This is a genomic window from Planococcus sp. 1R117A, from assembly GCF_051417975.1.
In the GTDB taxonomy this organism is placed as follows: Bacteria; Bacillota; Bacilli; order Bacillales_A; family Planococcaceae; genus Planococcus; species Planococcus shenhongbingii.
Map to the genome: position 1 here is coordinate 871,621 of NZ_JBPRLO010000001.1, position 24,623 is coordinate 896,243.

At 44.4% G+C, this 24,623-nt stretch carries 27 protein-coding genes; 11 read left to right on the top strand and 16 right to left on the bottom strand.

What is annotated here, in order from left to right:
- Nucleotides 1-80: 80 nt before the first annotated feature.
- Nucleotides 81-302 carry a helix-turn-helix domain-containing protein gene (locus tag ACSFXN_RS04025; protein ID WP_437148897.1) on the bottom strand — a complete coding sequence of 74 codons (222 nt, stop codon included), beginning with the start codon at nt 300-302 and terminating at the stop codon, nt 81-83.
- A 15-nt stretch (nt 303-317) separates the two neighbouring features.
- A complete protein-coding gene (locus ACSFXN_RS04030; RefSeq protein WP_437148898.1) occupies nt 318-800 on the bottom strand; it encodes a DUF2975 domain-containing protein in 483 nt (160 codons plus the stop codon).
- 297 nt (nt 801-1,097) lie between these two features.
- On the opposite strand from ACSFXN_RS04030, the gene ACSFXN_RS04035 reads away from it, so the two are divergent.
- Entirely contained in the window at nt 1,098-1,409 is a 312-nt protein-coding gene (locus tag ACSFXN_RS04035; RefSeq protein WP_437148899.1) for a hypothetical protein, read from the top strand.
- A gap of 90 nt (nt 1,410-1,499) precedes the next feature.
- Here the strand turns inward: ACSFXN_RS04035 and ACSFXN_RS04040 are convergent, their stop codons facing one another.
- Nucleotides 1,500-2,018, bottom strand: a complete 519-nt coding sequence (locus ACSFXN_RS04040) for an N-acetyltransferase family protein (RefSeq protein WP_437148900.1) — start codon at nt 2,016-2,018, stop codon at nt 1,500-1,502.
- 252 nt (nt 2,019-2,270) lie between these two features.
- On the opposite strand from ACSFXN_RS04040, the gene ACSFXN_RS04045 reads away from it, so the two are divergent.
- A complete protein-coding gene (locus tag ACSFXN_RS04045) occupies nt 2,271-3,926 on the top strand; it encodes an alkaline phosphatase (RefSeq protein ID WP_437148901.1) in 1,656 nt (551 codons plus the stop codon).
- Nucleotides 3,927-4,172: 246 nt separating this feature from the next.
- Here ACSFXN_RS04045 and ACSFXN_RS04050 read toward each other — a convergent pair whose 3' ends face one another.
- Nucleotides 4,173-4,787, bottom strand: coding sequence for a TetR/AcrR family transcriptional regulator (locus ACSFXN_RS04050; RefSeq protein WP_437148902.1), 615 nt, complete (start codon nt 4,785-4,787; stop codon nt 4,173-4,175).
- A gap of 174 nt (nt 4,788-4,961) precedes the next feature.
- Between ACSFXN_RS04050 and ACSFXN_RS04055 the strand changes: the two genes are divergently transcribed.
- The 4 genes from ACSFXN_RS04055 to ACSFXN_RS04070 all read left to right on the top strand — a co-directional run bounded on the left by ACSFXN_RS04055 (nt 4,962) and on the right by ACSFXN_RS04070 (nt 8,266).
- Complete coding sequence (locus ACSFXN_RS04055) at nt 4,962-5,732, top strand: SDR family NAD(P)-dependent oxidoreductase (RefSeq protein ID WP_437148903.1); 771 nt, start codon at nt 4,962-4,964, stop codon at nt 5,730-5,732.
- Between the two features lie 81 nt (nt 5,733-5,813).
- Nucleotides 5,814-6,572, top strand: coding sequence for an SDR family NAD(P)-dependent oxidoreductase (locus ACSFXN_RS04060; RefSeq protein ID WP_437148904.1), 759 nt, complete (start codon nt 5,814-5,816; stop codon nt 6,570-6,572).
- 58 nt (nt 6,573-6,630) lie between these two features.
- Nucleotides 6,631-7,374 carry a glucose 1-dehydrogenase gene (locus ACSFXN_RS04065; protein WP_437148905.1) on the top strand — a complete coding sequence of 248 codons (744 nt, stop codon included), beginning with the start codon at nt 6,631-6,633 and terminating at the stop codon, nt 7,372-7,374.
- A 118-nt stretch (nt 7,375-7,492) separates the two neighbouring features.
- A complete protein-coding gene (locus tag ACSFXN_RS04070; protein ID WP_437149158.1) occupies nt 7,493-8,266 on the top strand; it encodes an NADPH-dependent F420 reductase in 774 nt (257 codons plus the stop codon).
- Nucleotides 8,267-8,651: 385 nt separating this feature from the next.
- Here ACSFXN_RS04070 and ACSFXN_RS04075 read toward each other — a convergent pair whose 3' ends face one another.
- From ACSFXN_RS04075 to ACSFXN_RS04090, 4 genes are all read right to left on the bottom strand, one after another.
- Nucleotides 8,652-8,855 (bottom strand): hypothetical protein, encoded by a 204-nt coding sequence (locus tag ACSFXN_RS04075; protein ID WP_437148906.1) that lies wholly within the window; start codon nt 8,853-8,855, stop codon nt 8,652-8,654.
- A 50-nt stretch (nt 8,856-8,905) separates the two neighbouring features.
- Entirely contained in the window at nt 8,906-9,382 is a 477-nt protein-coding gene (locus ACSFXN_RS04080) for a quercetin 2,3-dioxygenase (RefSeq protein WP_437148907.1), read from the bottom strand.
- Nucleotides 9,383-9,539: 157 nt separating this feature from the next.
- Complete coding sequence (locus ACSFXN_RS04085) at nt 9,540-9,986, bottom strand: Ohr family peroxiredoxin (RefSeq protein ID WP_437148908.1); 447 nt, start codon at nt 9,984-9,986, stop codon at nt 9,540-9,542.
- A 317-nt stretch (nt 9,987-10,303) separates the two neighbouring features.
- Complete coding sequence (locus ACSFXN_RS04090) at nt 10,304-11,665, bottom strand: copper amine oxidase (RefSeq protein WP_437148909.1); 1,362 nt, start codon at nt 11,663-11,665, stop codon at nt 10,304-10,306.
- Nucleotides 11,666-11,877: 212 nt separating this feature from the next.
- Between ACSFXN_RS04090 and rpoN the strand changes: the two genes are divergently transcribed.
- The 5 genes from rpoN (at nt 11,878) to ACSFXN_RS04115 (ending at nt 18,468) form a co-directional block, all read left to right on the top strand.
- Nucleotides 11,878-13,182, top strand: coding sequence for an RNA polymerase factor sigma-54 (gene rpoN, locus ACSFXN_RS04095; protein ID WP_437148910.1), 1,305 nt, complete (start codon nt 11,878-11,880; stop codon nt 13,180-13,182).
- A 344-nt stretch (nt 13,183-13,526) separates the two neighbouring features.
- Entirely contained in the window at nt 13,527-14,480 is a 954-nt protein-coding gene (locus ACSFXN_RS04100) for an ABC transporter permease (RefSeq protein ID WP_437148911.1), read from the top strand.
- Complete coding sequence (locus ACSFXN_RS04105) at nt 14,480-15,328, top strand: ABC transporter permease (protein ID WP_437148912.1); 849 nt, start codon at nt 14,480-14,482, stop codon at nt 15,326-15,328. The genes ACSFXN_RS04100 and ACSFXN_RS04105 overlap by 1 nt, the downstream gene beginning before the upstream one ends.
- Nucleotides 15,309-16,907 carry an ATP-binding cassette domain-containing protein gene (locus tag ACSFXN_RS04110; protein ID WP_437148913.1) on the top strand — a complete coding sequence of 533 codons (1,599 nt, stop codon included), beginning with the start codon at nt 15,309-15,311 and terminating at the stop codon, nt 16,905-16,907. Before ACSFXN_RS04105 ends, ACSFXN_RS04110 begins: the two co-directional genes overlap by 20 nt.
- Complete coding sequence (locus ACSFXN_RS04115; RefSeq protein ID WP_437148914.1) at nt 16,900-18,468, top strand: ABC transporter substrate-binding protein; 1,569 nt, start codon at nt 16,900-16,902, stop codon at nt 18,466-18,468. The genes ACSFXN_RS04110 and ACSFXN_RS04115 overlap by 8 nt, the downstream gene beginning before the upstream one ends.
- A 239-nt stretch (nt 18,469-18,707) precedes the next feature.
- Here the strand turns inward: ACSFXN_RS04115 and ACSFXN_RS04120 are convergent, their stop codons facing one another.
- The 8 genes from ACSFXN_RS04120 to ACSFXN_RS04155 all read right to left on the bottom strand — a co-directional run bounded on the left by ACSFXN_RS04120 (nt 18,708) and on the right by ACSFXN_RS04155 (nt 24,308).
- The gene (locus ACSFXN_RS04120) at nt 18,708-19,181 is read right to left on the bottom strand and encodes a hypothetical protein (protein WP_437148915.1); all 474 of its coding nucleotides are present in this window, start codon (nt 19,179-19,181) and stop codon (nt 18,708-18,710) included.
- A gap of 148 nt (nt 19,182-19,329) precedes the next feature.
- Complete coding sequence (locus ACSFXN_RS04125; RefSeq protein WP_437148916.1) at nt 19,330-20,154, bottom strand: urease accessory protein UreD; 825 nt, start codon at nt 20,152-20,154, stop codon at nt 19,330-19,332.
- Between the two features lies 1 nt (nt 20,155).
- Nucleotides 20,156-20,767, bottom strand: a complete 612-nt coding sequence (ureG, locus tag ACSFXN_RS04130) for an urease accessory protein UreG (RefSeq protein WP_437148917.1) — start codon at nt 20,765-20,767, stop codon at nt 20,156-20,158.
- 35 nt (nt 20,768-20,802) lie between these two features.
- A complete protein-coding gene (locus tag ACSFXN_RS04135; RefSeq protein WP_437148918.1) occupies nt 20,803-21,489 on the bottom strand; it encodes an urease accessory protein UreF in 687 nt (228 codons plus the stop codon).
- A complete protein-coding gene (gene ureE, locus ACSFXN_RS04140) occupies nt 21,482-21,937 on the bottom strand; it encodes an urease accessory protein UreE (RefSeq protein ID WP_437148919.1) in 456 nt (151 codons plus the stop codon). The genes ACSFXN_RS04135 and ureE overlap by 8 nt, the downstream gene beginning before the upstream one ends.
- A gap of 11 nt (nt 21,938-21,948) precedes the next feature.
- Complete coding sequence (gene ureC, locus ACSFXN_RS04145) at nt 21,949-23,661, bottom strand: urease subunit alpha (protein ID WP_437148920.1); 1,713 nt, start codon at nt 23,659-23,661, stop codon at nt 21,949-21,951.
- A complete protein-coding gene (locus ACSFXN_RS04150; RefSeq protein ID WP_437148921.1) occupies nt 23,658-23,981 on the bottom strand; it encodes an urease subunit beta in 324 nt (107 codons plus the stop codon). Before ACSFXN_RS04150 ends, ureC begins: the two co-directional genes overlap by 4 nt.
- 24 nt (nt 23,982-24,005) lie before the next feature.
- Nucleotides 24,006-24,308, bottom strand: a complete 303-nt coding sequence (locus ACSFXN_RS04155) for an urease subunit gamma (protein WP_437148922.1) — start codon at nt 24,306-24,308, stop codon at nt 24,006-24,008.
- Nucleotides 24,309-24,623: the final 315 nt, after the last annotated feature.

The window sequence follows — 24,623 nt, forward strand, 5'->3', positions numbered from 1 at the left end:
TGGAAGAACCTTTTTTGCTCTGCATCTGGAGGTTGATAAAGAGACAGAAAAAGACCATCAAAGTCGATGGTCTTCTATAATTATGATTGGCTGTCTTCTTCCCTTTTGTACTCGAGGACATCTCCAGGCTGGCAGTCCAGCGCTTTGCAGATCGCTTCTAAAGTGGTGAGTCGAACCGCTTTCGCTTTTCCGTTCTTCAATATGGAAAGGTTTGCCATCGTGATGCCCACCCGTTCCGAAAGTTCAGTGACGCTCATTTTCCGTTTAGCGAGCATCACGTCAATGTTGATGATTATTGCCATATTATTCACCTCAGCTCAGACTATTAAATCATTTTCCGCTTTTATATTGATGGCATCCTGTAAAAGCCTTTGGAGAACGGCGGCAAAGACCGCGATCACCGTTGAAGCAAAGATAACGAATAATCCCATCAATACGCCCGGCGCATCGTCCACTTTTGTCAGGATGTATAAGAACGGCAGTTCCAATACAAACAAAATAACGATAGCGATGGCACTGTATTTGATCCTCTTCAAAGCCTTTACCGATGCTTCCGAGAAAGCCTCATTCTTATCAATATAACTTAAAAGCTTTAAAGTCTGATACAGAGCAAAGAAAAAGGGAATCATGGCAGCATACATCCCGATTAATAAAGGATATTGCAGACTGGCCAGTTCCGGCCCTTGCCAATACGGTGAATTGGGATCGAATCTCGTCAATCCGTATATGCATATGGCAAGTATGGGGAGCCCGAGAAGAAAAATAGCTATTTTCAAAAAGATTGTTGAACCACGTTTCATAAAAAGCACCTCACTTATTTATTGTTATTTTGATTCTATCATCATTTTTATCGTTTTACAATAAATATTTATTGCTTAATGCCATATTATTATTGTTGGAAAGTTACTTTTTCTGCCAGATTAAACTAGCAGACCGTAAAGTCCACGACATAAATGCCATTAGATCAAGCTAAAATGAACATCAAATTCTAACGTGAAGAAAGGTTTTACTGCTTTATTTTCCTTCAGCGGTAATCGGCATTCAGGGAATTTATGTTAATATTCAGGTAAACTCGAGCTTGCAGGAGGAACTAAGAAATGAAAAAAGCAGGAATCGCACTAATTATTCTATTGATCATTGCAGCAAGTGGCTATGCTGCCTTCAACTACAAAATGCAAAGCGTGGAAAAAGCTGTGCTGGCTCATTTGATAAACGAGGAAAAAGTGCCGGCAGACCGGATACAGCTAGCGGAAGGGTTTATTGCCAACCTGTCCGGTGAAAGAAATTGGATGGTTGCCGTTAAATTGAAACATGACGATAAATCGTATTTTTACTATAAAAACAGCCAAAGCGAAGTGATTCTGGAATCCTATACCGAAGACGGCGTCGAACACTATATTGATGAATGACCAGTCGTTTATGGAAAATAATTCAGAGATGCTATGGCAAAGAACCATATCTCTAGGCTCTCAGCTATGCCTCATTAACACTTTTTACTTTTATTTCACATATAAGGCTGGAAGATCGTGCCATCCATACGACACATCCTGTACTTCGGTTCCGCCAAATGAACTGGTTCTGTGATTATATTCTTTTCCTCCTATGCGTTCATAAAAATCGAGTCCTGATTTATTTCGTTTCATGACCCAGACCATCATAGAATGGATGCCGTTTTCTTGAAAATGCTTTGCAATGACTGAAACAAGCCGCTTTCCAGCACCTAATCCTCTACATTCCTGTAAGAGATACAGCGAATATAGTTCTCCATCAAAATTCCTCTCTTCAATTCTTTTGCCCGAGGCAAAACCTATGATTTTCCTTCTATCGTCTATGGCTACATAAATAAAAGCTTCATTTCCGCCAATTAAAAAATCATTCCAATTTTCTTGTGCCTCTTCATACGATAATCCTGCCAGATATTCGTCCGGTACCAAACCGCGATAAGTAGTCCTCCAACTATCAACATAAATCTTTGCTATGTACTTAATATCTTCTTTCGTTGCTTTTCTGATTTGCAAATTAAATACCTCCAATGATCAAGCAAAAGAATAACAAAACTTATTATGGCATACCAAATAAGGATACAGGGTCTTCTCCGTTATCTATGATGAATAATGAAAACAAAAATGAACTTATCACTCTTTGTAAATGTTATTTACATGATTTTACATAAATATTTCAACAAATTCACACTAGTGAAATATTTACACACTAAACTATTAGTGAACTAACCTAACAGGCTGATATTACTTTAGAGGAGGAACATGAACATGAATCGCAATTTTAAAAAGAAGGCCGCCGGGATATCAATCGCTGCCGCTGTCGCTATTTCTTCTTTAGGCTTGGCCGCAAATGGAACGGTCACTGAAGCGAAGGACAAGAAAAATGAGCCGACCAACGTTATTATGATGGTGATGGATGGAACAAGTGCCGGTGCCATCAACTTGGCAAGATGGTATAAAGGCGAAGATTTGGCAATGGATCAGATTCTTGTCGGAGGTATGCGCACCCATTCTGCAGAATCTGCAATCACTGATTCCGCGCCTGCTGCTACTGCTTTAGCGACTGGAAACAAATCGAACGATAAAGTTGTTGGCCTTCTCCCTAAAATCGTGAATACGCCGGGCGTTGATCCAGTCGACCCTGAAGATACATATAAACCGGTAGCCAATGTTTTAGAGGGCGCACAATTACGCGGGAAAGCTACTGGAATCATCTCTACTTCAGAGATCCAGCATGCCACGCCTGCCGGCTTCTCTGCTCATGCAGTTCACCGCAGCAACTATCAAGATATCGCTGAACAGCAGGTGTATCAAGAAATCGATGTTGTCCTCGGAGGAGGAAAAGAATCCCTATTGCCGGGAACAACAAAAAATGCACGGGTTGATGGTGAAAACTTAATAGAAGTGATCGATGAAAATGGCTATGATTTTGTGGAAACAAAAGAGGAGCTTTTGAATTCAAACTCGGATAAGCTATGGGGAGCTTTTGCACCTTCGGCTCTTGCCTATGAATTTGACCGCCAAGAAACAAATGACGAGCAGCCTTCTCTTGCTGAAATGACGAAAAAAGGAATTGATACCTTGTCAAAAGATGAGGACGGATTCTTCATGTTTGTCGAAGGAAGCAAAGTGGACTGGGCCGCACATGCGAATGATACAATTGGAATTATAAGCGATGTACTGGCTTTTGATGCAGCAGTAAAAGAAGCGGTAGACTTTGCGAAAGCGGATGGCAATACGATGGTTATTGCAGTCAGCGACCACGGAAACAGCGGGATCACCATGGGGAACATGAATACCAATTCAAATTACCCTGAAATCCCGGTGTCCAGTTACATCGATCCTTTGAAGAAAGCATCAATGACTGTTGAAGGGGCTTTGAAGACGTTGAAACCTGACCGCTCCAACATGAAAGAAGCCGCAGAACTTTACGGTTTGGACAACTTAACTGAAGAGGAACTCAGTGCATTAAAACAATCGAAAAGCTTGCAGGCTGATATGACGAAAATGCTTGCAGAACGCGCGAACATTGGCTTTACGACTGGCGGCCATACGGGTGAAGACGTCTTCTTATACGCTTACGGCCCATCCAAGCCGTTTGGTTTGCTAGACAATACGGACATTGCAAAAACAATGGCAGAGTATATGGAATTTGATCTAGGAAAAACAACTGACAAATTATTCGTCAATGCGAAAGAGTCTTTTGAAAACAAAGGATACACAACGCGCATTGATGTAACAGATGCGAACAACCCTGTATTTATTGCAGAAAAGAATAAGATCACAATCAAATTGCCGATCAACAAAAACATTGCCCATGTAACACAAAACAAAAAAGCATATACTAAGACGCTTGAAGGCATCACCGTTTATAACGGAAAAGATTTCTATGTATCAAAAGATGCCTTGAATCTATCAAAATAAAACAGAGAACGCGGTGCTTTCTTCCAGTTATTTCAACTTGGAAGAAAGCACTTTTTATTTACATAGAGAAAAAAGAGAATCTTTTTAAAACATAGTGTTGTAAAAGTCCAGTTTTACAGACAAAAGAGAGATAAGATGTGCTTTGACCAGCCTCTTTTCTCCCTTCGTATTTAAGCAGTTTCCGGTATTCCGATGACATGTAAACCAAAAATCTTATTAGACTTTTAACAGCTGAAGATAACTTATTCAATGTGAACGTCTTCTATTTTTTATTCGGGTGGTCCCGTGCGAATATTTAAATATCTTCCCTAATTCTTTTGAGAAGTCTTCCGTATCTGAAGGAAAATCCTCTATAACCCAATCCAGGATGACTCCGATTAATCCGTAGCCATAATATTTATTCAGCAGATCCTTATCTAAATTATTCCCTTCCGTTGTGTCCTCCATATCAAAATCCTCTAAAAAGATAGCAACCACCTGATTCGATAATTGGCCGCGAAAATCAATGCGTATGTTTTCCCCCAATAGGGTTTGGTAATAGTTCCCGTATTCCTTAAAATGGCTAAGAATAAAGATAGCCTCATTCTCTAAACTCAGAACATCAATTGAATCCTCGTTAATATAGGGAGCTCGTTGGGCCCTGCTCGCTTCATGAAAAAGCGAATCGATGATCTCATTCAATAAATCATCTTTCTCCTTATAGTGATTATAAAAGGAGCCCCTGCTATACCCGGCCAAGCCGATAATGTCCTTGACGGTAATTTGTTCATATTTCTTTTGTTTTAATAATTCAATGAAGGCATTATAAAAATCCAGTTTTGTTCGGCGTACTCTTTTATCCAAATACTCGAATTCAATCATAATTTTCCCCCTCAAAGTTTTTTTATACATTTATCCAGGATTTGTCCAGTAGTGAACATTCTCTGTTTTTCTATCCATCGATGTAAGTATACTATTTTGTTAAACTGAAAGCGTAAACAACTACTGAGCGGAAATCGAACCGGTTTCAGCAATTTAACATAGGAGGTTATAAACATGGCAAGATTAGACGGGAAAGTAGCGATCATTACAGGCGCTGCAGGCGGCATGGGGCTGACGATGGCACAGACGTTTGCCGAAGAAGGAGCAAAAGTGGTTGCGGTGGATGTCCAATTCGAACTTCTACAAAAAGGTGTAAATGAAATTAACGCTTCGGGCGGAGATGCACTGGCTTTGAAACTCGACGTGACTTCTCCTGATGAATGGAAAAGCGCGATTGATGAGACGGTTAAAAAATACGGAAAGATCGATGTGTTAGTCAATAATGCAGCGATTCAAATAGGAAAAAGTGTGAAGGAAGCAACATTAGAAGAATGGAACAAAGTGCTGGCAATAAACGCAACCAGCGTATTTCTGGGGATGCAAACGGTTATTCCTCCAATGCAGGAAAACGGCAAGGGATCCATCATTAACATGTCATCCATCGGCGGCATTGTCGGAGGTGCTCCTGATGGTTATGATGTCGCCTACAGTGCTTCAAAAGGGGCTGTTCGGTCGATGACCAAACACGCGGCAAAAGTACTGGCTCCTGATAATATTCGGGTGAACTCTGTCCATCCTGGTGTCATTAACACCCCAATGGTAGAAAAATCGTTAAATGAGTATCCCGAATTGAGAGAAACAATCGAAACCAATTTCCCGCTTCCGCCGCATTTGGGCGATCCGAAAGATCTTGCCTACATGGTGTTGTTTTTGGCATCCGATGAATCCAAGTTTGCTACCGGCAGTGAATTTGTAATCGACGGCGGAGCTACCTCAACAAGATAATTAGTTATTGATTGACCCTCAACCCTAAAAGGATGAATTTACTTGATTTCCACTTAATTAACTAACAAAGGATGAGATGAGATGAAACTATTAGAAGGTAAAGTAGCGATTATTACGGGCGGCGCAAAAGGAATGGGCGAATTCCACACAAGAAAGCTTGCTGACGAAGGCGCCAAAGTTGTCATCGGAGATCTGGATGCCGAAAATGGCGAGAAACTTGCAAAAGACATCGGGGAAGACAAGGCGATTTTTGTGAAGCTGGACGTAACAGACCCAAAAAGTTGGGCTAACATTGTTCAGACAACGAAAGACAGGTTTGGCACCATCGATATTCTGGTGAATAATGCAGGTCTTGCCGGTGCGATCACAGGACTGTTGGATATCGAAGAAGGCTTGTACAAAAAAATAATCGATATTAACCAAAACGGTACGTTTTATGGCATGCGGGCAGTCCTGCCGACAATGGTTGAGAAAAATAACGGTTCAATTATCAACATTTCTTCTCTTGCTGGGTTGCGACACGACATCACCGTGAATCCGGCTTATACAGCTTCAAAATTTGCCGTCAGAGGCCTGACAAAACAGGCGGCATATGAATTTGCGGATAAAAACATCCGCGTCAATGCGATTCTGCCAGGAGCAATTCTCACACCGATGGCGGAAGCTACGTTAACGAAAGAGCAAATTGATGAAGTATCGAACACTCTGCTTCCGATGAAACGGTTCGCAGATCCAAAAGAAGTTTCCGAACTGGTCGTATTCCTGGCGTCTGATAAAGCGAGTTACATCAGCGGCGGCGACTATGTAATCGACGGAGCAAGAGCGACGATCAATAAATAAACCGGATATTACAATATCTAAAGCAGACACGAAGATGTCTGTATTAGGAGGAATGAAAATGGCAAGACTGAATGGTAAAGTGGCTGTTATTACAGGTGGCGCAGGAGGTATGGGGACCACTCATGCTAAACGCTTTGTAGAAGAAGGCGCCAAAGTTGTTATTGCCGATCTGGGAATAAGCAACGGAGCTGACCTGGCTGAAAAGTTAGGAGATCATGCTGTTTTTATCGAATTGGACGTTACAGATGAATTGAGTTGGAAAAGTCTTGTGGAGCAAACTGAAAATACATTCGGCCCTATTGATGTCTTAGTCAATAATGCCGGGTATATTTCCATCAATTCCATTGAAGATACTACGTATGAAGAATATAAAAAAACGATTGCCATTAACCAAGACAGTATATTTTTGGGCATGAAATATGTTTACCCTTCGATGAAAAAAACAAAAAGCGGTTCAATCGTCAATATTTCTTCAGCATCGGGAATCGCTGGCGGGGCTTCTCACAGTCCTTACGTAGCTGCGAAATTTGCGGTTAGAGGATTAACAAAAGCTGCTGCTGCTGAGTTTGCTCCAGATAATATTCGTGTGAACTCCGTGCACCCAGGCAACATTCGGACACCAATGACTGACCAAGACAGCAATCGAGAACTGATTAAAGCCATGATAGAAGATGTGCCTCTTAAACGATTGGCTGAACCGGAAGAAATTACGAATTTAGTGCTTTATTTAGCTTCTGATGAGTCCAGCTTTTCAACTGCAGCTGAATTTATTGCTGATGGTGGTTTAACGCAAATCATCTGAAATCCTTAAAATTGATTTTGGGTGTTAACTCTTGTTTTAATTGAATATATGCTATTGAAATTGTCTGCACGATTTACTCTCATGCAGGCAATTTTTCGTTAAGGCATTCAAACATTCCATAGCAGTTGCTAAATCATCATCAAACCAGCTTAAAATTAGGAGGAAGAATATGAGAATTGGAATTATAGGTGCGGGACCAATAGGAGCGAGCATTTCAAGAAAATTGGTTGAAGTTGGCCATGATGTCAAAATTGCAGATGCACGGGACATTGGACGTTTAGAAGGAAAGGATATCGCGGGAACACCAGTGAGTGCAGAAGATGTTACCAAAGAAATTGATGTTCTTTTGCTGTCACTGCCTCTTCATGCAATTCCGGGCATCCGCCACCTTACAGATCAAGTTGGCGAGGAAGTAATTATTGCAGACACGTCCAACTACTACCCTTTCAGAGATAACAAGATTGAAGAAATTGAGAACGGCATGGTGGAAAGTGTCTGGGTGTCACAGCAGTTAGGCAAACCGGTCATCAAAGCCTTCAGCAATCAACTGGCGTATACCTTAGAACATAAAGGAACCCCCGAAGGTGCGAGCGGGCGTATTGCCATGGCGGTTGCAGGCGATGACCCCTCCCAAAAACAACGAATCATGGCTCTCGTTAATGAGGCAGGTTTCGATGCAGTGGATAGTGGCTTGTTAAGTGATTCCTGGAAGCTGCAGCCGGGAACTCCTGCCTACTGTACCGAACTGACGAAAGAAGAGCTGGCGGAAGCTTTGAAAAAAGCAGATAAAGAGAAAGCCCCCTTCCTGCGGGACAAGGTAATGGAAAAGTTTTCAGCTGAATTATCACATAAAGATATTGTGAATCTTAATAGGGAGACGTATAATTCTTAATTCAGTAACCCATTAGATTCATTTGACATTCTCAGATAATCGAATTGACTTACCTGCAGACTGAAATCATCGCATTTCATGGATGAATCCATTAGAGAAGCAAGCAGCACTAGGCATTTACAACTTACTTTCTTCTTCAACTACTTTTTAATCGTTAATAAGAATGATTAATATAAAAAAGAAGACTGCCAGCTGAAAATTTAGCTGGCAGTCTTCCTTTTTCATGCGTATTTTATTTAGAGAAAACGCTTCTGAAAATTCATCATGTGTAAACTAATTCATTTTTGTTTCAGGAGTCCTGTAAGAAATTTCAAAAGAAACTCTGCTGATTGAAACACCTAACCCCTTCACTTATAAAGTGAAGGGGTTTGTTGAGCGTCTTCAATTATTCCAGCAGTTCTTCAAAATTATATTTCTGAGCAGCCTCCATAATTTTATCTTTATCCGGAGGATGCGTTAATTCAACCATGCCGAATGCACTACCTGTATCTTCAGACGTTGCCTTCATTTCCAACAAGCTGCCGAGAAACCAATACGTTTTTCCATCGCCCTGAGCAAATGCAAAAGCATTGTTCAGTTGCTGTTCCATCTTCCTTACCCCGAGCAGTTATGGTGAAAAGCTTTATTCAACATCTTCAACTAGCTCAGTATTTCAATACCGTGTTTTTGGGCAGCTGCCATCAATTTGTCCATATCAGGAACGACAGTATCCGGCGGCAGCTTAAACTCTTCTGCAGGCACACTTGCTTCGACAAAAAATTGTTCCATTCCAGCAGGTGTCAGCATAATCAAGATTCTCGAAGGAACCGTTCCTTCACTCTTGTACATATGGGCAATGCCCCGTGGTGCATAAAGAAAAGTACCCGGTTTGGCCATGATGGTTTTTTCGCCGACCGTGAATGCTACTTCCCCTTCCAAAACGTAAAAGATTTCATCTTCATTTTGGTGGACGTGCATTGGCGTCGCATAGCCAGGGGGATGCAGAGATTCAACTAAACTAAATACGCCTTTTGTATCCTCAGCTGTTGCCTTCATTTCCAGTAACGTGCCTATAAACCAGTATGCTTTGCCTTCGCCCTGAGCAAATGCAAAAGCATTGTTCAGTTGCTGTTCCATCTTCCTTACCTCCCAATTCGTTAAACCAAATAATTGGCCATTGCAATTCATGTTTTGGCAGATGCAGAAGAGACTTTCCTGAAAGCCCCGGAATTTTCCAGAGCCATTTTTCATGAGGCGTCATCTACTCTTTTCACAAATTGCATCACCAAAACTTTTAACTTTCGGCAAGGGACTCGTAAACAGCTGCGGTTACGGTTATGTCAACATTGTTTTTCATCGCTTTTGAAAAAGGGCATACTGCATGTGTTTTGTCTGCCAGTGCTTGCACCTCCTCCTTCTCCATTCCTTTAATCGCCACTTCCAATTGCAATGCCAATTTAAAGCTATTGTCTGATGGATCCGGATGAAGCTCAACGGTCGTAGTGGTCATTGGTTCCCCAGCGACTCCTTTCGTTTTCATTATTCTGGCCAATACGAAGTTGAAACTGGTACTGTATCCAAGCGCCAAAAAGTGGCCTGGAGTAAATCCTTCCCCGGTTCCTCCTAATTCTGGTGGGTGGGATACTTTAGTTGAAAATGAACCATCTGCTAAAAAACTACTTCCCTCCGGCCCGCCGACATTAGTTGCCGATGTCTGAAATAAAAAATCAGCGCCAGCCATTTTCCACATCTCCTTATACCTTTTAAATTCGCATTTATTATACGCCTTTTGTGAACTGATTTCTATCATTTTATCAGAATATTCCGTTTTTTATTACACATTGAAACAAAATAAAAATAATCTTTGAATTATTTGAATCAATTTTATAAATCGGCCAGTCCCGTGCCACACGTTGTTTAGAGGACAGAGATCATTTCACCGAACCTCTCGCTGGAAATACATAAAAACGTTCGTAAATGTCCTAAAACATTTTACGAACGTTCTTTTTTTCACATATTTTCACGAACGGTTTATATCCAGGCTTTTCGCCTTTCAGATCAGCTTTGCTTGCGTGTGCGCAGAGCAATCGTTGTCGTCAATCCAGCCAGCATCAATCCGCCCAGAATCCACATGAACGGCATTGAAGACTGGTCTGCTGTTCCACCCATTCCGGTTTTCGGCATTTCGGAAGGCATTTCTGCAGCACCAAACTGGTCCGGGAATTGGTCAACAATGGCAGCGGATAAACCGGCTGCAGGCATAGTCATATGCGCATAAGCCTCGCGGATTGAGTTGTAAGTTGTGTCGTAATCGCCGGCTGCGTATGAATCAAAAGCGACAAGCAATTGATCAACGTGGGCAGTTAACCCTTCTTCCAGAGCAGCGGCCGGTACACGCCCTTCAGTTGCAGCGTCAAGAAGTGCCGCTTGTTCAACGATATAGGCATCCAAATCCGCTTTTGCCTGTTCCTGTCCTTCAGCATTGCCTTCTCCCGTTGCCACCACATAATCTACGAAGTAGCCGATATGCGATTTCCAGACTTCAGCAAACTGCGCTCCAGCTTCTTCACCGTATACTGAAGCAACCGCTGCAGATAAATCATCTGCATTGGCAATTAAAGCGGCTGATGCCTGTTCAAAACTCTCTGCTCCATCAGCGCCGTCCTGCATCGCCATTGCCGCGAGCCCAGCATGTTCGGTGAACGTCATATTCAATTGAGCGCGAAGGTCGACAGCCGGTGTATCCGGATTCGTGTTGTCGAATTTCTCCGGGAATTGGTTGGTGATGGCAATCGACAAGCTTTCAGCGAACATGCTCATATGATGAATAGATTCCCGTTCCAATCCGTATGCCGTTTCAAAGTCTCCCGCAACGTAAGCGTCAAATGCTTCGACCAGCTGGTCGACGTGCATGTCCAGACCTTCCTGGACAGCTGCTGCTGGCAAGCCGCCTTCAGTTGCAGCATCGAAGAACTCGGATTGTGTTTTCTTGTATTCTTCCAGATCCGCCAGTGCCTTGTCTTTTTTTGCCTGATCCTCTTTAGCAGTCGCGGTTACATAATTAACGAAATAACCGATATGCGATTTCCAGATTTCATCAAACTGTGCCGCTCCTTCTTCGCCGTAAACGGAAGCAACTGCCGCTTTCAAATCATCCGCGTTTGCCAATAACGCTCCGGATGCCTGGTCAAAATCTTCTGCTCCGTCCACACCTTTTCTCATCGCTTCAACTGCTAAAAAGGCATGTTCGGTTAAAACCGTATCCAATGCAATCCGGAGTTCAGCTGCCGGTGTCGTAGTGCTGCTTTCCATCGAAGCTTCGTTTGAAGAATGTGCTCCGTGGCTATCCGCTAGTGCAGCAGTCGGTACGAGTAGAGAAAGCGTTAATGGAAGAGCTACCAATAATTTGTTGATTTTCATCAAAAACATCTCCTTTTTCCTGTTTTAATTTAGTTCTGACTACTAAACGGAACAAGGAATGTTTTAGATTACTTTTTTCAGAAAAGTTTTTAAATCTTTTATATCTATTGCATTTCATTATTTTTTATTGGGCCAAATGCGAATCGCTCCATGCTATAATAAAACAGAAAATTGCAAGCGTTTTCATTTTATTGGATAGAAGGAGGTTTATCATGAACTATTCACTTCAGCAGCGGCAGGAAATTAAGCTTTCCATGACTGTCGAGCTGCGCCAGGCAATTGAATTGCTGCAATACTCGACGTATGAACTGGATCAGTACATACGGGCACAGCAGCTCGAGAATCCTTTGATCGAATTAGACGAAAAAGAGACTTCTTCCGTTTACCAGGAACGCCTGCACCGGAAGAGCCGAAGTTTTAAAGAACCCGAATCTGCAGCTGGTTTGGAGCCTGTGGACCATAAAAACAAAAAAGATGAATTAGCTGAACTGGCCAAACTGGCTTTTCCGGATGCCGAGACCCAACAACTATTAAAGTTCCTCATTTACAATTTGGACGACAATGGCTATCTGGCTGTTCAGGATGAACCTCCGCTTCCATACAGCGAAGAGGAAATCGAAAAAGGAGTGCTCCTGCTGCAGCAAATCGGACCAATCGGGATAGGCGCGAAAAACCTGAAAGAATGCTTGCTTTTACAGATTCAGCACCTCTACCCGGAAAACCGCTTGGCGGAAAAATTGGTTAAGAACCACCTGCAACTCGTAGCTGACCATAAATGGAAAGAGCTTGCATCCTGCATGGGGATTTCTATGCAGGAAGTGAAAGAGTTGGTCGATTTCATCAAAATGCTGCAGCCCCGGCCTTGCTCTTTAACAGGCATGAGTGAAACGGAATACGTAACCCCGGACATCATTGTTGAACACCAGGATGGGAAGCTTTCGTTCAGCCTGAATGACGGGTATCTGCCGGGGATCCGCATGTCGAGCGACTATGAAATCCGGCCGCGTGCAAAAGACGAACTGTCCAAGTACATCAATGGACATTACGAAAAGTACCAATGGCTTCTCAGCAGCATTGAGCAGCGCCGGAATACCATCATTAAAATTATTGATGTCCTGCTGATTAAACAGGAAAACTTCTTTAAATATGGATTTCGTCATTTGAATCCCTTGATTCTAAAGGATGTCGCTGAAGAAATCGGCATGCATGAATCTACTGTGAGCCGCGCTACGGCCAACAAAGTGGTCCAGACGGCATTCGGTTCTTTCGAGCTCCGGCTGCTTTTCACAACCAAGCTCGAAACCGCAGATGGCAGCAGTGTTTCCCAGACACAGGTGAAGAACTTATTGCAGGAATTCATCACACAGGAAAACAAATATAAGCCGTATTCGGACCAGAAAATCGCCGAGTATTTCAACACCGAAAAAGGCATCGCCATTTCCCGGCGCACGGTCAGCAAATACCGGGAAGATTTGAACATCCCGCCGGCCGGCAAACGAAAAGACATTCAGGTATAACCCATTTCCCCTCAAAATAAAGGCCGTTTTCCCTGAGAAGATTCAGGTGAAACGGCCTTTTATCTGTTTGTGTATGAAAAGGTTAAAGAAGCTTTTTCAGCTTTTCACCAGGATAAGACTATTTAACTATTTTTTCCATTGATTCTGAAAATGTAGTTTCTTATTCTGCCATTGATCGATTCTCCGTGTCCCCTCATAAAAAACGCCGGTAAAGCCTATTAAATCAATACTTGAGACGGCATGCGTTAAGATTTAAAAAGAATTGGCCGTATGCTAAAATGGAACGTGGTGTTTGATGCTTTTCCATCAAAAATCCACTATTTTTTATAGAAAGCAGGAAGAAAATGGGACGTTTTATTGTAAAGCGCATCGTTGAATCGCTTTTTGTGTTAGTTATTGGCAGCATGCTTTGCTTTGCCTTTATCCGTGCTCTTCCTGGTGATCCGGCTGCAGCTATGTATGGAGATCAGCTGCAGAAACTGAGTGAAGCGGACCGGCTCCGCATTATAGAAAATTTGGGGCTGAATGAAGCATTGCCTATCCAGTATGCCAAATGGCTTGGCCAGGTTTTTCAAGGTAATTGGGGACACTCCACCATTTCCGGAATGGATGCCGCTGCAGTAGTCGCCGGATCTTTGCAGCCGACCTTCCTATTATTGCTGTCTTCCCAGTTTCTGCTGCTTTTGGTGGCTGTATTGTTCGGTGTCTCCACCGGCTTAAAACACCGTTCGCTGTATGATCATGCAGTCACTGCTGTCAGTTTCATCTTTCTGTCCATTCCTCCTTTCTGGTTCGCTTTGATGCTCATGATTTTCTTCTCCGTTTACCTGGGCATTTTACCTACATCCGGAATGGGAGACGGACAACTTCGCTATATCCTGCTGCCATCGCTCGTCCTCGCTTTATCACATGCCGGTTATTATATCCGGCTTTTGCGCAATCACATCATTATTACGAAAGACACTGGATTTATCTTTGCTTTAAAAGCACGCGGTTTTTCACAATGGAGCATCTTAAAAAACCATCTGCTGCCTAATGTCTCCATTCCCTTATTGTCCTACGCCGGCATGTCGCTCGCGGTTTCTTTGGCCAGCTCGGTTGTAGTGGAAACCATTTTTTCTTGGCCAGGCCTTGGCCGCCTGGCCTTGAAATCAGCACTTGCCCATGATTATCCGGTGTTATTGGCCATTCTCATGTTGAGCATGGTATTCGTCATCCTGGTTAACTTATTTGTGGATCTTCTTTGCGCCTGGATTGACCCACGGCTTCGCCATCAAGTGCTCGGGGAGGGGAAATGATGGGCATAAGACGCCATTGGTTTATAATTTTTACCGTTTCCTCATTTACTGCGCTTCTCACTGCCATTCTGTTTGCTCCTTTGCTGACAGTCCATGATCCACTTGCAGTTCAAATGAACAGCATCCTCCAGCCTCCAAGTTTCGCTCATTTGCTTGGAACCGATGAACTGGGCAGAGATGTGTTTTCCCGGCTCTTATATGGCGGCCGAATTTCCATGGCTGTCGGGGCAGCGGCCATGCTCGTGTCCGTTGCAGCGGGAGTCATTTATGGCGCCATCAGTGGATTGGCCGGAGGCGGAATTGACCGGCTGATGATGCGCCTGATCGACGCACTTTTAAGCATCCCCTCTCTCTTATTGATGATCGGGCTGCAGCTTGTGTTTCCATCAAGCTTGCTGGCGGTGATTTTAGTGATCAGCCTGACGAGTTGGATGCCTATTGCTCGCTTGATCCGCACAGAACTTATCGCTATGAAAAAAGATGTTTTTATACAGGCTTCCACAGTGGTAGGAGCTTCTTCGTTTCAATTGCTGCGCCGGCATATGCTGCCGCAGTGCATTCCGACCATTATTGTGCTTGCCGTCAGCGGAATCAGCCATGCCATTCTTGCAGAAGCTACACTCAGCTTTCTGGGCATCGGCATCCCACCGCAAGAACCTTCATGGGGCAATATGCTGATGGGCGCCCAAAGCCATTTGCTTTCAGGGGCCTGGTGGCTGGCAGTGTTTCCTGCCGGATGTATCATGTACACCATTTTGGTTATCAATATCTTAGGAGACAAGCTGCAGGACCGCCTAGCGGCACCGCAGTTCAGAAAGGGGAATAAAGATGAGTGGATTTCTTCTTGAAGTCGACCGGCTGACGATTGTCCAACAGCAACAAGCAATCGTTTCAGATCTCTCTTTCTCCGTTCGAAAAGGTGCCATAACCGCCATCATCGGGGAGAGCGGCTCCGGAAAAAGTTTGACTGCGCGGGCTCTCATTGATCTGCTGCCGGATGGCCTCTCTATCGGATCCGGCTCTGTCCGGTTTTCCGGAGAATCCGTATTTTCAATGGATAAGAAAAGGAGAAGGCATTATCTCGGGAAAGAAATCGGCATTGTTTTTCAAGATACCTGGCAGACTTTTGACCCGATCCAAACAATTGGCCGCCATTTCTTAGAGTTATTTGCCGCCCATTCTTCGTTATCGAAAAAAGCTGCCAAAGACCAGGCATTGCACTTGCTTCGCCAAATGAAAATGACTGATGCCGAAACGGTTTTCCGCTCTTATCCCCATGAGATTTCAGGAGGTATGCGGCAAAGGGTCCAATTAGCTCTTGCCATTGCGATGAATCCTTCGTTACTGATTGCTGACGAACCGACGACCGCGCTCGATCTACAGATCCAAGCCGAGATGATCCAATTGATCAAAGACTGGCGGCAGCAATCGGGGAGCTCGGTTTTATTCATCTCGCACGACCTTGGAGTAGTATCCCAAATCGCTGATGAAGTGATTGTCATGAGCAAGGGAAAAATAGCAGAATGGTCCCCGGCCGATAAGTTATTAACCGCTCCCCGTTCCCCTCAAGCCAAGCAATTGCTGGCAGATTATTTGCTGCTTTCCAGTTCTCGCCGGACGATAAACCGTTCCAGCAGTAAACTCATCATGAAAGTTGAGCATGTGACGAAACAGTATTTAAAGAAGAATTGGTTTCAGCAAGAAGTAATCCCTGCAGTGACAGATGTATCCCTACATATAGCGCAAGGAGAAATCGTCGGGTTGATCGGCGAAAGCGGCGGCGGCAAAAGCACCTTATCGCGGTTGATGCTCCAGCTGGAGACATGTACGAACGGACAGGTCCGGTGGTTTGGAAACCAGCCTTTCCGCCAAGGCATTCAATGGGTGCATCAAGACCCTCTTGCTTCATTCGATCAGCGCTGGACCATCGAAAAGATTGTCGGAGAAGGACTGGATTACAGAAAAGAAGAAAAAGAGGCTAAAAAAGAACGGGTTCAGACGGCACTCCAGCAAGTCGGCTTGTCTGCCTCTGATGGCCGATTATATCCTCATCAATTGTCAGGAGGCATGAGACAGCGCGCTGCAATGGCCCGCGCCTTACTGATGGAGCCTGAACTGATCATTTTGGATGAACCGTTTGCCAGTTTGGATATGAGTTCGCAAGCAAAACTGATTTCGCTGATTCAGTCTATTAACGAGGAAGAAAATTTGGCCGTTTTATTCATTACGCATGACATCCAAGTTGCCTTGGCAATCTGCCAGCGGATTTACGTAATGGAAAAAGGGGCTATTGCAGAAGCAGCCGACGCCAATGAACTACTTTTGACGACTAATCCCTATACAAAGCAGCTTTTATCCTGCATGCCAGGATACGATGCTCGCAGAAAGTTACTAAACGATAAAATAAAGGTGGAAGTTTATGAATAAAAAAACATGGAAATTCTTGCTGGCTGCCGCTTTGATTGGGCTGGCAGGATGCAGCCAGGAAAGCGACACATCGGCAGATTCATCAGGAATGAAACAGCTCGTTTACGGAATGGCTTCAGAAATCGAGAAAGTCAATCCGGTCCTGGACAAGAGCCAAGAAATCGATGCCCTTCTTTTTAGGGGATTAACAAAACCTGATGCAGAAAACCAGGTAACACCCGACTTGGCAGAGAGCTGGGAAATTTCAGATGACCAATTGACTTATGTCTTTACCCTTCGGCAAGACGCGACATGGCAAGACGGGGAAACGGTAACCGCAAAAGACGTGAAATTCACGTTCGATCAGATCCAGAATCCGGAAACGAATACTCCCATTGCCGGTGAATTCAATGAAATTGCGTCAGTGGAAGTGACAGGTGACTATGAAATAACCATGACTTTGCACCGGCCCTTTCCGCCTCTTCTGGATAAGCTGAAAATCGGCATTGTTCCTGAACACCTGCTGCGCGGCGAAGACCTCCATACGACAGCGTTCAATCAGAATCCTGTCGGCAATGGCCCTTTCAAGTTGAAGAAATGGGACAGCGACCATACCATTACATTAGAACGAAATGATAACTATTACGGCCCTGCCCCTAAACTCGACGAAGTTGTTTTTAAAGCAGTGCCGGATGCGAACACGCGAATCCTCCAATTGAAAACCGGTGAAATCGATCTGGCTCTTATCGAGCCCAACCAATTGGCCAGCACTAAAGAAAGCGACCCCTATTCGGTGCATGAAATACCGACAGCCGACTACCGGGCAGTCCTGTATAATTTCGACTTGCCTTTGTTCCAGGACAAACGGGTCCGCCAAGCGATGAATCATGCAATCAACCGGGATGAATTGGTGAAAGGGATTTTGGCCGGCAAAGGCGAACCGGCATATGGGCCTTTGCAAAAATCCTGGGCCGGAACCGCTGATGAAGAAGGTTATACTTATAACCCTGAAAAAGCGGAGCAGCTTTTGGCAGAAGCCGGATGGGTTAAAGGTTCTGACGGCGTGCTTGTAAAAGACGGCCAGCGTTTTGAATTTGAGCTCGTCTCTCCAATTCAGGACACTGTGCGTGTAGCTCTTGCCAATGTTGTGTCGGAACAGCTTAAACCGTTTGGCATCGTGGCCAAGCCGAAACCGGTCGACCAGAATGCCATCGACTACGACGGTGAAGACGCGCTAATCATTGGCTGGGGCAGTGAATTCGATCCGGATGACCATACGTACCGCTTATTCCACAGCAGTGAAATTGGCGACGGCCAATACAATTTCGGTTCCTACCAGAATGACAAAGTCGACGAATTGCTGATGAAAGCAAGAACAACGGCAGATGTCGATGAAAGAAAAGCTTATTACCATCAATTCCAAGAAGAACTGACGAATGACCCGCCGTATAATTTCCTTGTTTACCTTCAAGCTTTATACGGCGTCAACGAAAACGTGACAGGAATCAGCACACGTACGCTCGGCCACCACGGCTTCGGCGTGTTGTGGAATATCGAGGAATGGGATAAGAAGATAGAGTAAGGGTGAGATTAAAAAAAAGAAAGTCCTGCAATTAAGCAGGACTTTCTTTTTTGCTGTTGAGAAATTTTTGGTTGTTTTTATTCATTTCGCTTCAGGCGGACGCTTTCCGCGGGGTGTGGCTTAAGTCTCCTCGCTCACTGGCGAAGACCGTGTGCTCCTGCATCGCTTCACTGCTTCGTCGCAAGGCCATTGGCGGAATATCGGTTTAGTGAGTTATAAAACCGATTTTCAGCTTTCTTTTATTTATCTTCTTCTTTCTTAAAATCTGCATATTTCTCATGGATTTCCGCTTCGATTGCCTGCACTTGTTCGTCTTCCAGCTTTTGCTTTGGCTGCGGATGGAACCATTGAATTTCATCTTCATGGACGAACCCTTTGTATTGCTCGCCTTGTACTTTCAATGTGAATTGGTGGCGTTTGTAGGATTTGTCTTCGAACACCGGCTTTACTTCCAATTCCTTTGTATCAGTCGAAATCCCGTATTGCACCATCAGCTTATGGATTATGGATTCAATCGCGTCTATTTTTTCTTCGCCAATTATCTGCTTTGGATGCGGGTGCAGCCAGTGAATTTGGTCTTCATGAAAATGGCCTTTGAATTCCTGATCCTCTATCTTGAATGTAAACGCGTATCTTTCATGTATCCGGTCTTCAAACACCGACTTCACTTCAAAATCTTTCAGTACTGGTTCATCCCTCTTTTCTTCAAACATGTTCATGTCCTCCTTAAAACATTTTCTACTTTAATAATTCCCCCTCATTATAAAGTAAGTGTCCTGCTTTTACGAAAGAATGCTATCACTTTCACGCGCTTTTTATTAAAAAATCTATCAGCTTTCCGAACCGATAGATTTTTAATGGTTAATACTTTCTTAATGAATTGGGCGTTATGCCGAACCACCGTTCATGGATCAATCGATGGCATTCGGCAATTATTCTTTCGATTACTTGCGTTGAGTTCGCCAATATACGAATGCTGAAACCTGAAACGACCAATTGCGATAAACCGAATTTCACATCGGCTCCTTGGGCAAGGATCGCTTCATACAGATCATTGAGCAGTTCACTATCCGTTTGTTCGCCGACGACAATCATCGAACCGATATGGCTGTATCCTTCCATGAATCCTAAACCCGTGATGCTCTGCTTTTCCGGCGACAGTTTAATATGGTCAAATACAGCAAGTTCGCCATCGACATAGATTTCATTGATCAATTGGACAGTGTGATAGGTGAATTTCCCGCCATTCGGCGACCAGCCGGGAGTGAGGATATCGGTATAAAGAAATACCGCACCGGTCTCCATGCGGACAGTATTTTTTTGCCGGTAACGTGCATTCTCATAAGCAATCAATGGATCGGGAAGAAATTCCAGATAACTGCCTTTTTCTAATAGGATGTCCGTTTCTTGATAAGCATGGCCTTTCGGCGTCTTATACACTTTCGTTGCTGATTGCGTCGTTAAAGTAACTTTAGCGCCTTCAGTGGCTGTTATTTTCATCCGGTAGCGGTCTCCGTCTAAATAGCCGCCGCCCGGATTCAATAAGTAATAGCAGACCTTGCCTGTATTGTCATGGTAAATCGGCCGCATCACTTTGAAGGCACCTTGGAAAAATACGTTCTTCGCTACCGTCTTTCCTTTTCTTTCTTCTAAATCCAGCGATAGCTCGCCTGTCCATAGGGTCATCTTATTCCAGCCCTTTTAACAGCACATGGGTTTTCAGCCATTCGATGACTTCATCAAGCCCTTCCTCGGTTTTCAGGTTTGTAAACACAAACGGTTTGTCACCGCGGAATACTTTAGTATCTGAAGCCATAACATCCAAGCGGGCGCCCACATAAGGAGCCAGGTCGGTTTTGTTGATGACGAATAAATCAGATTTGATCATTCCCTGGCCGCCTTTTCTCGGAATCTTTTCGCCTTGTGCCACATCAATGATGTAAATTGAAAAATCGACGAGTTCAGGGCTGAACGTTGCGGCCAGGTTGTCGCCGCCGCTTTCAACGAAAATAAGCTCGACTTCTGGATGGCGCTTCACCAATTCGTCGATTGCCGCAAAGTTCATCGAAGCGTCTTCGCGGATTGCCGTATGCGGACATCCCCCCGTTTCAACTCCAATGATGCGGTCTTCCGGCAGTACACCATTTTCCATCAGAAACTTTGCATCTTCTTTCGTGTATATGTCGTTTGTAACGACAGCCATATCAATTTCATGTTCTAAAGTGCGGGTAATTTTTTCAACGAGCATGGTTTTTCCTGCTCCTACTGGCCCGCCGACACCAATTTTAATCGGTCCCATTCAAACACTTCCTTTTCTTTATAAAAATTTCATCGTTATGACATAAAAATCCGGATATTCACGCGTTCATGCTGCATTTGGGAAAGTTCAATCCCAGGTGAAGCAATTCCGAAATCATCTTCTGTCAACTGCATAATCTTCTGTGCAGCCAATTGCAGTTCGGGATGGAATTCATGGGTGATCATGATTCCAGCCGTCTGTCCTAAAGGAATTGCGCGGACAGCATTTTGTATAAGGCTTGAAGAAGCAGAATACAGATAGTACAAAACGGCATCTTCCTTCGAGACATTCAGCCCGTGGGCAATCATCGTAAAAACAATCGAAGGGTGGGCAAACGCCTGCTTATTTCTAATGCGTTCCCTGTATTGTGCGAGCACCGGGAAATCATATAGCGATTGGGCAATTTTCAACAAGCGGTCACCAATCATTTGAGTGCCTTCCCGTGTTTCCCTCGGTAAATTCTGTACCATCAGCATACGGTCCCATTTCCATATTTCCTGCAAATCCTGCTTCTCAAGCGCATCGTATACCATTCGGCACACCAGCCCGTCCGTGTAGATCAATTGATCATGAACATAAACTTTGAGCCAATCAAAGAAGGTTTTTTGATCTTTTATCACATCCGCTTGTATATAGCTTTCCAAACCAAACGAATGGCTGAACGCTCCAGTCGGTAAGCCGGAATCACATAGTTGAAACAGTGAAAGCAGGTTTTTATTCATGGCTGTGGCCGATGTGGCGAAAGGCTTTTTTCACTTTGCGGTCTTCCCGTCTAAAAGGAATCCCCAATTCCTGCAGGAGCTCCACCACCAGGTAATCGTATTGGACAAGCATATCGTTGCCTTCAAACTGGGCGGGCAGGTGACGGTTTCCAAGCTGATGGGCGATGTTGCCCATTTCCCCTATCGTGTTGGGGCTGATGACGATCAAATCATCGGATAGCACGTCTACTACAATCATGTTTTTGTCGTCCATGAACAGGACATCGCCTGCCACAAGCTCGCGCACTTCTTTTAAGCGGATTCCGAGTTCGTTCCCGTGATCCGTTTTGACGCGCTGAATCCGTTTAAGCAAATAAGCGCTCTCCAAATACACTTTTTCGATATGGCGTTTGTTGATCTCCTGTTCGTCCATATCTTCTATATTCGTAATTACTTTTTCTATAATCAATGCCCTTCACCTCAGAATAAGAAATATCGCTGCCCCATCGGCACCTTGTCTACCGGCGCACAAGTCAGCAGTTCTCCGTTTATTTTCACTTCATATGTTTGCGGATCCACTGTGATATCAGGCGTTTCCGAATTTAGTTTCATGTCTTTTTTCGATAGCGTGCGGATGCCTCCAACAGGCAAAATGATTTTTTGCAGCCCGAGCATGTCATGGACGCCGCCGTCAAAAGCCGCTTGAGAAATGAACGTAGCAGAGTTTTTTGATAACGCCTTGCCGTGCTGGGCATACATCGGACGTGAAATATACGGCTGCGGCGTTGGAATCGATGCATTGGCATCTCCCATCAAGCCGACTACAGCCATCCCGTTTTTCAGCACCATTTCAGGTTTCACCCCAAAGAACGCTGGGTTCCATAAAACCAGATCCGCCATTTTCCCTACTTCAATCGAGCCGACATGAGCTGAAATGCCATGGGTAATCGCCGGATTGATCGTATATTTCGCAATATAACGTTTTGCCCGGTTGTTGTCCGCATATTCACTGTCTCCATGCATGACACCACGCTGCATCTTCATTTTGTCTGCTACTTGCCATGTTCGTATGACTACTTCCCCTACTCGTCCCATAGCTTGGGAGTCGGAGCTGACCATGCTGAATACACCCATGTCTTGCAGGATGTCTTCTGCCGCAATTGTTTCACGGCGTATTCTGGAATCGGCAAAAGCTATATCTTCTGGCACTGAAGGATTCAAGTGATGGCAAACCATCACCATATCTAAATGTTCATCAATTGTATTGACGGTGTAGGGGAGGGTGGGGTTGGTTGAAGACGGTAATATATTGTGATAGCCTGCTGATTTGATCAAGTCTGGCGCATGTCCGCCGCCTGCTCCTTCTGTATGGTACATATGGAGGACGCGATCTTTCACTGCCGCCATTGTCTGTTCCATGAATCCGCTCTCGTTTAAGGTGTCGGCATGGAGAGCCACTTGGATGTCGTATTCCTCGGCAACACTTAGCGCGTGGTCAAGAGAAGAGCCGGTTGCGCCCCAGTCTTCATGCACTTTTAAGCCAATGACTCCGGCTTTTACTTGTTCTACTAAAGGTGCGGCAGTTGCGGCATGTCCTTTTCCTGTGAATCCGATATTGATAGGCAATCCTTCTGCCGCTTCAAGCATCCGGTGGATATTCCATTCACCCGGGGTAACGGTTGTGGCTTTCGATCCGGCTCCCGGACCCATGCCGCCGCCGATCAATGTAGTCGTTCCGGCTGAAAGTGCCACTTGGACCTGTTCAGGATTCACGAAATGCACGTGTGTATCGACGGCGCCTGCGGTGACAATCAGCCCTTCACCTGCAATCACTTCTGTTGCTGCTCCGACGATGATATCGACATTGTCCATGATTAGCGGATTTCCGCTTTTGCCGATGCCGAATATTTTGCCGTCACGGATAGCAAGATCGGCTTTCACAATTCCGGTGTAGTCAAAGATAATAACGTTCGTGATGACGACATCGGCCACTCCGTCTTCACGTGCCGCAAGAGGATGCTGCCCCATTCCATCACGGATGACTTTCCCGCCGCCGAATACCATTTCTTCACCATATGTCGTAAAATCCTTTTCGATTTGTATAAATAGATTGGTATCAGCAAGACGTACCGCATCGCCAGTAGTAGGGCCGAACATTTCGGCATATTGCTTTCTGGACATTTTGAAGCTCATGATTCATCCCTGCTTTCCAGTGGTCCGTCCACTTTGTTATTGAAACCATATACCCGGCGTTCTCCAACAAACTGAATCAGCTGTATTTCTTTTTCGTCTCCCGGCTCAAACCGCACCGCCGCGCCTGCAGGAATATCCAAGCGCTTTCCGTAAGCTTCTTCCCGGTTGAACTGAAGAGCTGGATTCACTTCATAAAAATGAAAATGCGAACCTACCTGTACGGGCCGGTCTCCTGTATTAACAACGAAAATGGTAGAAACTTCTCTTCCTTCATTGCAAATGATATCTTCATCTCTTAATACGTATTGTCCTGGTTCCATATGTCGATTCCTCCTATGATCAAGTTAACGAATGGGGCTGTGGACAGTCACCAGTTTTGTTCCATCAGGGAATGTGGCCTCTACTTGAATGTCTTTGATCATTTCAGGGATGCCTTCCATAACGTCATCCCGCGATAAGATGGTGGCTCCGTATTCCATCAATTCCGCAACCGTCTTTCCATCTCTCGCTCCTTCTACTACTTCATAAGTGATGAGAGCCATCGCTTCCGGATGGTTAAGCTTCAACCCTCTTTCTCTGCGCCTTTTTGCAAGGTCTGCAGCTACTACGATCATCAATTTATCAATTTCCCGAGGCAATAAATGCATGGTGATACCTCCTCTCAATTTTTCTCAGAAAGTAAAAAAAGCCCTCTCAGAGACTTTCAAGTAAGAACGAATTGTAAATTTCTGAATTTTTAGCAAACTATACGCCTTTTCTTTTCCCTGAGCCTCCGGCTTTTAAACTCCCTATCTAAACGAACTTAGCATAGGGAAATTTAAAGGTAAAGAGTCCTTGTGCAAAGCAGTTATATATAACTACTGAAAGTTGGTATAAGGTCCCATTCCGCAAAGAGAGACAGCCGCTTGGCCGTATGCTAAACTGTGGAATGGAACAGCCGCAATAAGAAGAAATTCTTTAAA